An 11,389-nucleotide genomic window follows, 5' to 3' on the forward strand; every position below is an offset into this window, starting at 1 on the left:
TGGTTTGATGTAAAATAAGCAAGACTTTCAACTATAGTTCTCGTTGAACACACCAAGAATTGGTTGTGGTTTGATGTAAAATAAGCAAGACTTTCAACACCGTGGAAGGAAATTCAATTACTTTGAATGTTGTGGTTTGATGTAAAATAAGCAAGACTTTCAACAGCGCTACTTGCAGCTGATTAACCGCTACGGTTGTGGTTTGATGTAAAATAAGCAAGACTTTCAACGATTACGTTAACTATCCATCACATTCAAACTGCAAGGTAATGTGCTGAATATTAAATTCCTCTTTGAGAATTTTAACAAGATCTTCGTTCACCAGTTTTGTTTCCGATATTTTTTGATCGTTCGTTAAGACTACATGCGCTTCAAAGTGAACTGTTTTATCGGTCAATCGCCAAATATGAACATGATATATTTTGCTGACCAGTTGATGCTTTGAGAGCCTTTCAGCAACTTCTTCGGGAAGAATATTGGGTGGTGCAAATTGCATCAGTATTTCAGTCGATTCTTTTAATAGCTTATAGGTGTGAAACAACAGGTAAAAACTGATTAACAGGGTCACTGTTGGATCAATCCAATACCAGTTCCATTGCCAGATGCATATGGCTCCTGCAATAACCGCTAAAGAAGTTAATGCATCGCCCATCAAATGCAGGTAAGCTGCTTTTATATTCAAGCTATGGTGCTGATCTCCATGTAATAAAAATACCGAAAAACCATTGGCAACAACACCTAAAAGGCCAAGCCACAGCATCCATCTAAAGTCAATTACTTGTGGATCGATATAACGTTTTACAGCTTCAACCATCAGGTAAAATGAAATAGCAATCAGAATCAAGGCGTTGATAAAGGCAGCTAAAATCTCAGCACGTTTATACCCAAACGTACTTTTAGATGTTTTTTCTTTATTGCCCAAGCGATCGGCAATATAAGCCAGCGCAACTGCAAAACCATCGCTCAAATTGTGGAGAGCGTCAGATATTAAAGCTAAACTTCCTGAAATTATCCCTCCGACTATTTGTGCCAAGGTAATGACGACATTGAGGATGATCGTAATCTTCAATCGCTTGTGTGTATGTGTGTGGTCGTGTCCCATAATTGGTTGTGATTTATTACAAAACTAATTTCTTACAGTCAGTAAAACTATTATAATTCATAATTTTGTTGTCAGGTTCAAAGAATACAGAAAAATATTCACATTAATGCAACAATCTTGTTTTACTGATCGTCTTTCAATCAGAAACGACAAAGCACTTGGAAGCTCTTTATAAAAATATCCATCAAGATGTGATTGACCGTTGCAAAGCAGAAGAACGTGATGCACAATTTCAGCTTTATAGGTTGTACTATAAATCGATGTACAACACCAGCTTGCGAATTGTGGGTAACGAAGCCGAAGCTGAAGACATCATGCAGGAAGCGTTTTTAAATGCCTTCAGAAAAATTAAAACTTACTCGGGCCAGGTAAGTTTTGGAGCCTGGCTGAAAAGGATTGTTGTAAACCGTTCGTTGGATCATCTAAAAAAAAGAAAAGTACAGCTCGAAGAATTGGACGAACGCGCTACCGAGAAAGTGGTTGAAAATCCACTGATGGAAATCAAAGAAGTGGATGTGCAAAAAATAAAGCAAGCTATTTTCCAACTTCCGGATGGATATCGTGTTGTGCTCAGCTTGTATTTATTGGAAGGTTACGATCATGATGAAATTTCGGAAATACTAAACATCAGTAATTCATCATCGCGTTCCCAATTGCTGCGGGCCAAAAGAAAGTTACGTGATTATCTAAAAAAGGATGAAGTATTTTCAATTAACTAATACCGAAGACAATGAGTGATAGACTGGAAAAGATATTTCGGGAAAACAGAGAAGCATTTGAAGATGATGCGCCGCAAGGACATTTTGATCGGTTTGAAGCCAAATTGGATCATAAGTTCAGGCATCAGAAAAAATGGAATAGAAAATTGTTCTTACAAATAGCCGCTGCAGTTATCTTTGCGCTACTTTTGGGCAATCAGCTTCGAATGTATTTTACCCCAGAGCAAAATCAGGAAGCCACTTTAGCGTCGGTTTCAGAAGAATATGGAGAAGTAGAGTTTTATTATACTTCATCAATCGACCAGAGTTTGAACGAATGGGACAAGCTGAATCAGGAAGGATTTATTTCTGAAGCTGACCAGCAAATGATGGAAAATGAAATGCAGGAGTTCGATCAGATGCAAAACCAACTTCAAAAAGAACTAGAAGCAAATCCTGATGATGAACGGGTGATTAACGCAATGCTGGAATATTACCAGGCAAAGCTTAGCGTGATCAAGATAATTATTAACAAGCTAGAGGAAGTAAAACAACAAAAACTGACACATAATGAAACTGAAATTTAAACTATTATTCCTGTTTTTTGGGCTGCTGTATCTATCGGCACAAGCTGATGAATATACGCGAGATGAACACAGTGCTTACCTAAAATCGGTCATCCAATCGTTGGACATTACCAATAAATTTGGAACCATTACCATTAATGACTTCGGTGGCGATTCGATTATTGTGGATGCACTGATAACGGTTGAAAATTCAAATGAAGGAAAAGCCGAGTATCTGCTTGATCAAATTGAAATAAAGGTCAACCGGATTGGGAATTTACTAAGGGTTGAAACGGAAATTAAGGACGATTTTAAAACCAAGCGAAATTTTTCAATCGATTACACCATCAATATTCCTGCCGACCGCAATTTAACAGTTGCCAATAAATTTGGCGATGTCGTTGTCAACAAGCTGAATGCGAACGGTAAATTTGACATCAGCTACGGAAACATCAGCACCGGCGATTTGCTGGCTCCTGAAAACAGCAAGATTAACATGGAGATTGCCTATGGGAAAGCCGATATTGAATCGGTCAACCACTTACAAACCGAAATTCGCTACTCCAAACTTTTTATTGGTCAAGCTCTGTCGATATATGCCGATTCCAAATACTCAGGATTAAATATTGAAGAAATTGATGTGTTAACCCTTGAGTCGAAATACGATGGTGTTTCCATTGAGAAAGTCAACAGTGTAAAAGCAGATTCAAAATACACCAATTACGACATTGAAAAATTGGGGGAATCATTGGTTCTCGACACTCAATATGGGTCAGTACAAATTGATAACGTAGCTGACACGTTTGAAAACATTGATATTACCAACAGCTATGGAGGAATTGAAATTGGACTGGATGAAGCCGAGTATTATCTGAATGCAAGCTGCGACTATTGCGATGTCAAATATCCGGAAGAAAAATTTGTCGGCAATCGCGAAAAAGAAGACCACCGCTATAGCGTGCAAGGCACTATTGGCAATGCAACAAAAGCCAAAGTGACCATAAAAAGCCGTTATGGTGGCATCAAACTCGAAAACTAACAAAAAGACCTGTTGTAAAAATAGAAACCGGAAGTACTATACTTGCGGTTTTTTTTTACTTTTAGTCTTTACATGAAGAAACGACTGCACATAGTTAGCTTTAATATTCCTTATCCACCCAACTATGGTGGTATTATTGACGTTTTCTATAAAATAAAGCATCTGGCAGCTGCCGATATCGAAATTATTCTGCACTGCTTTCATTACGGTCGCGAAGAATCAAAAGAACTTGAGAAATATTGCTACAAGGTTCATTATTATAAACGCAAATCGGGACCTCTTTATTTATTTTCATCGCGCCCCTACATTGTGGGAACCCGCCAGTCTAAGCGGTTGCTTAAAAATTTGCAGGAAGAAATTGTCCCCATCCTGTTTGAAGGACTTCATACCTGTTACTATCTCAATCATCCGCTATTGGGTGCCTATCAAAAAATTGTACGTACCCACAACATCGAGCATCACTATTACAGGTATTTAAGCCTGGCAGAGAAACGTGTTTTCAAACAATACTATTTTAAGCAAGAAGCAATTAAACTTAGGTGTTTCGAGAAAAAATTGAAACTAGCTTCCGACATTCTCAGTATCTCACCCGAAGACACGAAATATTTCAAAACAAAATATCGGATGGGTAAATTCATACCGGCTTTTCATCCGTTTGATAAGGTAAACGTAAAAACAGGGCAAGGCGATTACATTTTATTTCATGGAAATCTAAGCGTTAGCGAAAACCAAAAAGCGGTGAACTATTTGTTGGATCGCATTTTTTCTGAATTGACTTTGTCAGTTGTAATAGCGGGTAAAAATCCGCCCGAAAGCATGATTAAAAGAATCAACGACCTCCCACATGTTTCACTGGTAGTTGACCCCGAAATAAAAGTCATGGACCAGCTTATTCAGAATGCTCAAATAAGTCTGATTCCAACTTTTCAGGCAACCGGATTGAAACTAAAGCTGTTGGCTTCCTTGTTTCTTGGGCGCCATTGTATTACAAATTCGCCGATGGTAGAAAATACCGGACTTGCCCATTTGTGTTACGTGGCTGACAATATAAAAGACATGATTCAGCTGATCCAGCAAAAGTATGAAGAAGAAATTACCCCCAATGAAATAGAACAGCGGAAAACCATATTGGAAACCCAATTTTCGAACACTTACAATGCACAAAAAATATACGATCTTATATAGTCTTCTGATTCTTGCTTTATTTACAAAATCACTTTGCGCCCACCCCCTAACAATCCAACTCGATTTTCCTGAACATAGAAATGACACCGTGGTGTTGGCCCATTATTATAATGGAAAAATTTTTGCCAATGATACCATAGTACTCAATGAAAACGGCAAAGGTCAGTTTTCGGGAAACGAGCTTCTCCCGGAGGGTATTTACACGCTATATTTTGATGCAAACCAACTACAAGATTTTTTACTGGGAAACGACCAATCACTGTCTATCAGTAAAGAAGCTAAAAAAATAAAAGTTAGCAAAGCGAAGGAAAGCCAGCAATTTCAAACATACGTGGACTATTTGAAAGACCAGAAGGCAAAAGCTAAGATTTTGAAAGAAAAGCTCCAAGAGCTGCCAAAGTCATCAGACTCAGTGAAGGTGCTCAACCAAAAGCTGACCGAACTTGATAATGAAGTTCAGGCATACTGGAAAAAAGAAGCTAAAAAGTATGATGATACTTTCTATGGTAAGTTTGTTGCATCCAACATTCGGGTACAGTTGAATGAATCTGAACTGCCAAAAGAAATACGAGCAAATGATAGCTTATTGTGGATCAATCGCTATCAATTCAATAAAAACCACTACTGGGATTATTTTGATTTGTTTGACAAGCGAATGTGGAGAACACCAACCATTCACAACCATTTAGATCACTATTTCAGCCAGGTACTCATTCAACATCCTGATTCGGTTTTACCTGTAGCTATTGAGCTGATTGAACAAGGCAAAAGCGAGCCCGAAATCTTTCAAAACCTAACAGCTTATATTTTAAACAACAGCGTACAATCGCATTACATGGGCATGGAAAGCGTATTTGTTGCCTTAGCTGAAAAATATTATTTGAGCGGCGATGCCTTTTGGGCATCTGAAAAAACGCTGGAAACTATACGTCGGGAAGTTTACCTTCGAAAAAATAATTTGATTGGAGAAACCGCCCACGAACTGCTCTTGGAAGATCCGGATGGAGAATACCATAGTTTGCACCAAATCAGCACGCCATACACCCTACTCGCTTTTTGGGAACCCAACTGCGGTCACTGTAAAAAACAAATTCCTGAGTTGTTTGAAAAAGTATTTATGGAGATTGATCCGTCGGCTTTAACAATCATGGCTGTAAACACGCAGGATAACAAAAGAGAATGGCTCGATTTTATTGAAGAACACGAACTCAACGGATGGATTAATGTTTGGGATCCAAACAGAGTAAGTAATTTTCAAATCAACTACAACACACGAACTACCCCAATGCTCTATCTGCTCGACAAAGACAAAAAAATAATCGTTAAAAAACTAACCGTTGATCAGGCCAGGAAAATTATTTTGGAGAAGACAACCACAAATCAATAGTCACCCAGAAATACGACTTTTGCGGAATATCGCTTCTTCCGCTCAACAATCTTAAGAAAATAATTACCGGGAGCCTGCCCCGAGAAATCAAAGCTAAGCCATTTATCTCCTGGCTTTTCATATTGCACATTAACTTGTCTGCCCGTTAAATCAAAAACCTGCACGATAAAAGGATTAACCTCTTGTTTGAATTTGACCATTAATTTTTGATCGGAATGAAAAGGATTTGGGAAAACCGCAAATTCAAGATTTGCATTTTTCAATGTGTCTTTCCCCCTTGCAGCATCAATATTGCAAAGCACCACCTCCATTAAAAGTGCCGAGCCCTCTGATGAGTTCGTTTTTTCTTGATAAGTATACCAATCAGCTCCATCTTTTATATAAAATGAATTCAATGGATCAACTTCTCTTTCTGCTAAATAAACGGCAAACGTATCTTCCTGTTGCAACAGATCCAGCGAATAGGCAACAAAAAAATTACCTTCAGTCACTACACGTTGGTTAAACTCGAGGTAGTTCATAACCCCTTCATCAATGGCGTCCAGACTAAAATCCTGATCATAAATCAGATCCGTTGGATAGTCTGTTCCTTCGTATATTGACACACGAATTTTTCCGTCAGAACTAAGATTCCCCAAAGATGCTTTTCCTACACCAACCGACACTCCTGAAATTTCGGAACGATTTGTCAGTGTATACTTTTCGGCAAATTCCTGAAAACCGTACCTGTTATTCCCACTCCAGTAACCTTTTGATACTCCTTGCTCTACGATTGCAATATTCCCATGCGTATCCTCATCTCTAAAATTGGTAAAGGCACCGCATGTTTCATTTGTTGAATATGGATTTAATCCATCAATCGAGCTTGAATTGGAATTGGATGGATCAAGCCATTTTTTGAGCTGTTGACTGTCTTGAGAATAATAATCCCAAGCAACTCCAAGGCGTGCAAAATAGTCGCGATTGGGTGCTTCACATGTTGCCGCTCCTCCCGTCAACGAGCCGACCAAACGTCGCTCATCATTGATTAAAGGTGCACCTGACGAGCCACCTTCTGTTGTACCTTCCTCCCAATTACCAATAAACCAATGGGCATTATCAATATAATCAGAACTATAAGTTTTAATTTGCGGAGAATGCCTGTCAACAGCCATCTTTTTTACATCGCCCAGTGGATGATGAATACAAACCGTTGAGTCTGGAGGGGTATCTCCCCGCTCCCATCCCAGAAAATAAGGTCGGTAGTTGGCTGGAGGAATCGTGCCTAATTCAACCAGACTGAAATCCAATTTATCCGATTCAGCTCTCAAAATACTTCCACTTAACGAATGGCTGGCATCACCATCAATATCTCCACAATAGGGCGATTCATAGTTGAACAAGAAAATTGATTCTGACGCCTTTTTATTTGAATCGATACAGTGCCCTGCCGTGTAAACGTATGGAGTTCCATCATTATTCGTGTTATTAACCAAAGCGCCTGTGCATAAGTCTACTCCACTGACAATAATCCGGCAAGCGGCATTACTTTCATTTTCATAAGCCTCAACTAAATCACAGTTTACATTGATGTTACATGATCCGGAAACTCCGAGCGGCCGACGATCAGACTTTAAAGATTTTACGCCAACAAAATCATGATTTACTTGTGAAATGGATAACTCTGCGCTAAATGCAGCATCAAGTGGTTCTTCGTACTGAACGACCAATTGATCACCGACTACCGGAGAAGTAGCAAAAGTACCGCTCGGTTTATTATTCTTTGCCGTAAAAGCTCCAATCAGATCTCTTCTGTCAGCTGAGAACAAAAACAACCGCCCATCTTCAGGCAATTTGTAGTGATCAAAAATAAGGTTCAAGGATTTTGCACCTGAAGACGTAATAATGAGTTGCCATACTTTGTAATCATCTAATACAAACCACTGCCCCGAGTTCTGAGAAGTCAGATTAACCGCTAACGGTTCAGCAAAACGAAAAGGCTTTAACCTGTTTTCATTCGATTTTGCAATACTGTTTTTCAACAGCAAATCATTATTCACCGCTGGCAGACTTACAACCGATTTACTTTTGAGCGAAAGTGAATAGGAAATGTCCAGTGGTTTTCCGCCATCAGAAAGCTGTGCCCTACCGGGAATTGAACCCCCAATTAGCATCAAAGCGATTATTATTCGATATACTTGCATAAATCTCACGACTACCCAAATGTAGAAAAAATTAAATAAGAGCCGTTCTAAGTAGTGCGAATAATTTAGTGTGATGTTTCGAGTCTTTAACAATTTGTAATAGAAGCGAAACCGAAAATATCAAATAGGTCCGTGACCTTAAGTTAAGGGTTTTCGAAACAAAGAAGCTAATTTTGAAAAACCGATCAGACGATTAAAACAGAATTTATGAAAGTATTAGTCATGTATGTCAACGAATTCAGTTATGTCCCTTCTGAAAAGAATTTGGAGGATGCTAAAACAGTGACCGAGGGAAATTCCTATAGCGACAGTATTTTGGCCTTCATACAAGTTGAAGAACAAGACGAAGAAAAAGATGTAAAAAGCCGAGAGAAGAAACTCGTCAATCATATCAAATGGACAGCCCGAAAAAATGACTGCAAACGGATTATTCTGCATTCCTTTGCACATTTATCAGAATCAAAAGCCAGCGTTGAATTTACGAAAGAGTTATTTGATCTGGCTGAAAAACGTTTGCAAAATGCTGACTTTGATACGGCGCAAACACCCTTCGGTTATTTTCTGGATTTAAAAATTGATGCTCCGGGCTTTTCATTGGCTCGAATTTGGGCTAGCTTGTAACATGAAATTGGTAAATATACATACTCATCATCAATCAGCTGTTGCCGGCATTCAACTGGTTAATTATCAAATTCAGTTCGAATTTCCTGAAAGACAGGAACAAAACTATTCGGTTGGATTTCACCCGTGGGATATTAAAGCGTTTGATCAGGATCAGATGATTGAAAAGCTAACAAAAGTGGCTCAGTATAAAAATGTTTTAGCCATTGGCGAATGTGGACTTGATCGGGCAATAGACACCTCGCTGGAGCTACAAGAGCAGGTATTCATTCGTCAAATAGATTTGGCTGAAAAACTCAAAAAACCGCTCATCATTCATGCCGTGAAAACGTATCCGGATATCATCAAAATCAAAAAGGACAGAAAGGTAGAAATTCCATGGATCTTGCACGGTTATCAAGGCAACTTACAAACTACAAAGCAATTGCTCAATCATAATTTTCACTTTTCGCTTGGAGCCCGAATCCTGAAAAATGAAAACAAGCTCGTTCAATCCCTAAAAGAAATCCCATTGGACAGATTATTCTTCGAAACCGATGAAAGTTCTGAAAAAATAGAAACAATTTATACTTTTGCAGCCCAAATTCTGGAAATAGACAGCCGGGATTTAAAAGAAACGATTTGGAAAAACTATCAGAGAATTTTTGAACATGGCGAAGTGGCAAGATAGAACAGCATTAATGCTGGGAGAAGAGGGATTAAAGAAGTTGGCAAAAGCACACGTGCTAGTAATCGGGCTGGGCGGTGTGGGAGCCTATGCAGCCGAACAATTATGTCGGGCAGGAGTCGGTCAACTTACAATTGTAGATGGCGACGTGGTAGAACAAACCAATAGAAATAGGCAACTTCCTGCGTTGGCGAGTAATGAGGGCGAATCAAAAGCTGAGATCCTCGGGAAACGCTTTTTAGATATCAACCCCGGCTTAAAAATCAAGATCGTCAATGAATACCTGAAAGAAGATCGAATGGTAGAAATCCTCAACGAATCAGCCTTCGACTACGTGGTTGATGCGATTGACACACTGACTCCTAAAGTCTTCTTAATTTCTCACAGTCTGCAATCCAAGCTGCCAATTGTTAGTTCGATGGGGGCTGGTGGAAAATTCGATCCATCGCAAGTACAAAGCAGCGATATTTCAAAAAGCTACAATTGCAGGTTGGCCAAAATGATTCGAAAGCGCCTGCATAAAATTGATATTCGAAAGGGTGTTAAAGTGGTTTTTTCGCCTGAAGAAGTCGATCCAAAAAGAGTCCGAATTGAAGAGGGACGCAATAAGAAATCGGCAATCGGCACAATATCCTACATGCCACCTATTTTTGGATGTTATTGTGCCTCTGTGGTAATTCAGGATCTATTGGGAAAAACGATTGACTGATGCTCCGATTCTAATTCAGCAAAACGACTTTAGTTTTTCAAGCCTGCCCAAAGTAAAGCTAATTAACGTCAGTTCGACCTAATCAAAGTTGCAAAGATTCCTTTCTTCGACAATTTCTTCAAGTTTGAGTTTTGTTTTTTTTGAATGTCCGTTAACTGTCACATCGGATTTAAATCCCGAAATGCGAGAGAGCATCACATATGTAACCCATTGAAGTTCCGTTCTTATTTCAATTTCTATGAATAGAATTGGCTCAATTATGCATGAAAACGAACATTCAGTTGGTTTTTTATCCAGGAAGGAACGTGCAAAGCAGAAGATGTTATCGATGTTTTAAAAATCATCCCTCTCAAAGAGCGCGATAAAGTCAAAGAAATAACCCTTGACATGGCCGGTTCGATGGGCCAAATTGCAAAGCAATGTTTTCCTAAAGCAACACGTGTTATCGACCGCTTTCATGTTCAGAAACTTGTCCTTGATGCCCTGCAGGGATACGCATAAAACATCGTTGGGATGCCATTGATGAAGAAACCAATGACAGGGACAATGCCAGGTGGGATAATAAAATCTATACCCCGTTTCGCTTCGACAATGGAGATACAAAGAAACAATTGCTGGCACGCAGCAGGTATCTGTTGTTTAAATCTGCCGACAAATGGAGCCCTTCCCATAAACAAAGGGCCAGTATCCTTTTTGCCCAATACCCCGACATCAAAAAAGCATTTGACTTAACACATGATTTAAGGCTTATTTTCTCCAAAACAAAAGATAAGGCAGTAGCATATACCAAACTGGCGCACTGGTATAATAAAGTTGCCGATTCCGGTTTTCGTTCATTTAATACAATATCGGCTACTATCCACACGCATTACAAAGAAATACTAAACTTTTTTGACAACAAAAGTAACCAACGCTTCCGCAGAATCATTCAATGCAAAACTAAAAGCTTTCAGGGCTGCACTTAGAGGGGTGAGCGACATTAAATACTTTCTTTTTAGAGTAGCTAAAATTTTTGCCAGAGAAAATGGAAATCCACCGGGTTTTACGGGTGATCCCATTTATTGAATATTTTGGCATCTGCCGCAAAATAAAAAAGCGCCTAAACCATTCGATTTAAGCGCTTTTGTTGTTTTTTGTTGTCTTGAAGTGTGACTCAGCTGGGGTTTGAACCTAACGTTCTTCCAAGCTGATTATCAATATTTTTCAAAGCGCTTAACCGGATAGGCATCGAT

General features: G+C 39.1%; 13 protein-coding genes. 10 read left to right on the forward strand and 3 right to left on the reverse strand.

The features are described 5' to 3' along the window. Nucleotides 1–241 precede the first annotated feature (241 nt). Complete coding sequence (locus ACTB00_RS17130) at nt 242–1,102, reverse strand: cation diffusion facilitator family transporter (RefSeq protein WP_463301133.1); 861 nt, start codon at nt 1,100–1,102, stop codon at nt 242–244. Between the two features lie 158 nt (nt 1,103–1,260). Here ACTB00_RS17130 and ACTB00_RS17135 point away from each other — a divergent pair, with 158 nt between their 5' ends. The 5 genes from ACTB00_RS17135 to ACTB00_RS17155 all read left to right on the forward strand — a co-directional run bounded on the left by ACTB00_RS17135 (nt 1,261) and on the right by ACTB00_RS17155 (nt 5,977). Continuing rightward, nucleotides 1,261–1,821: an RNA polymerase sigma factor gene (locus ACTB00_RS17135; RefSeq protein ID WP_463301134.1), complete on the forward strand. Its 561-nt coding sequence runs from the start codon at nt 1,261–1,263 to the stop codon at nt 1,819–1,821. A gap of 11 nt (nt 1,822–1,832) precedes the next feature. Beyond that, nucleotides 1,833–2,387: a hypothetical protein gene (locus tag ACTB00_RS17140; RefSeq protein WP_463301135.1), complete on the forward strand. Its 555-nt coding sequence runs from the start codon at nt 1,833–1,835 to the stop codon at nt 2,385–2,387. Then, nucleotides 2,371–3,405 carry a hypothetical protein gene (locus ACTB00_RS17145; RefSeq protein ID WP_463301136.1) on the forward strand — a complete coding sequence of 345 codons (1,035 nt, stop codon included), beginning with the start codon at nt 2,371–2,373 and terminating at the stop codon, nt 3,403–3,405. The genes ACTB00_RS17140 and ACTB00_RS17145 overlap by 17 nt, the downstream gene beginning before the upstream one ends. Before the next feature lie 72 nt (nt 3,406–3,477). Further along, entirely contained in the window at nt 3,478–4,590 is a 1,113-nt protein-coding gene (locus tag ACTB00_RS17150) for a glycosyltransferase family protein (RefSeq protein WP_463301137.1), read from the forward strand. Continuing rightward, nucleotides 4,562–5,977: a TlpA family protein disulfide reductase gene (locus ACTB00_RS17155; protein WP_463301138.1), complete on the forward strand. Its 1,416-nt coding sequence runs from the start codon at nt 4,562–4,564 to the stop codon at nt 5,975–5,977. The genes ACTB00_RS17150 and ACTB00_RS17155 overlap by 29 nt, the downstream gene beginning before the upstream one ends. Here the strand turns inward: ACTB00_RS17155 and ACTB00_RS17160 are convergent. Next, nucleotides 5,971–8,160, reverse strand: coding sequence for a trypsin-like peptidase domain-containing protein (locus ACTB00_RS17160; RefSeq protein ID WP_463301139.1), 2,190 nt, complete (start codon nt 8,158–8,160; stop codon nt 5,971–5,973). The two genes, ACTB00_RS17155 and ACTB00_RS17160, sit on opposite strands and share 7 nt — an antisense overlap. Nucleotides 8,161–8,367: 207 nt before the next feature. On the opposite strand from ACTB00_RS17160, the gene ACTB00_RS17165 reads away from it, so the two are divergent. The 5 genes from ACTB00_RS17165 to ACTB00_RS17185 all read left to right on the forward strand — a co-directional run bounded on the left by ACTB00_RS17165 (nt 8,368) and on the right by ACTB00_RS17185 (nt 11,122). Then, on the forward strand, nt 8,368–8,781 hold the full coding sequence (locus tag ACTB00_RS17165) for a threonyl-tRNA synthetase editing domain-containing protein (protein ID WP_463301140.1): 414 nt from the start codon (nt 8,368–8,370) through the stop codon (nt 8,779–8,781). A gap of 1 nt (nt 8,782) precedes the next feature. Continuing rightward, a complete protein-coding gene (locus tag ACTB00_RS17170; RefSeq protein ID WP_463301141.1) occupies nt 8,783–9,451 on the forward strand; it encodes a TatD family hydrolase in 669 nt (222 codons plus the stop codon). After that, nucleotides 9,432–10,157 (forward strand): tRNA threonylcarbamoyladenosine dehydratase, encoded by a 726-nt coding sequence (locus ACTB00_RS17175; protein ID WP_463301142.1) that lies wholly within the window; start codon nt 9,432–9,434, stop codon nt 10,155–10,157. Before ACTB00_RS17170 ends, ACTB00_RS17175 begins: the two co-directional genes overlap by 20 nt. Nucleotides 10,158–10,481: 324 nt before the next feature. Further along, nucleotides 10,482–10,658, forward strand: coding sequence for a transposase (locus tag ACTB00_RS17180; protein WP_463301162.1), 177 nt, complete (start codon nt 10,482–10,484; stop codon nt 10,656–10,658). Between the two features lie 110 nt (nt 10,659–10,768). Beyond that, a complete protein-coding gene (locus tag ACTB00_RS17185) occupies nt 10,769–11,122 on the forward strand; it encodes a transposase (protein ID WP_463301143.1) in 354 nt (117 codons plus the stop codon). Here ACTB00_RS17185 and ACTB00_RS17190 read toward each other — a convergent pair. Beyond that, nucleotides 11,039–11,215 carry a hypothetical protein gene (locus ACTB00_RS17190; protein WP_463301163.1) on the reverse strand — a complete coding sequence of 59 codons (177 nt, stop codon included), beginning with the start codon at nt 11,213–11,215 and terminating at the stop codon, nt 11,039–11,041. The genes ACTB00_RS17185 and ACTB00_RS17190 overlap by 84 nt on opposite strands. Nucleotides 11,216–11,389: the final 174 nt, after the last annotated feature.

The sequence above is a fragment of the Sunxiuqinia sp. genome (assembly GCF_055140945.1).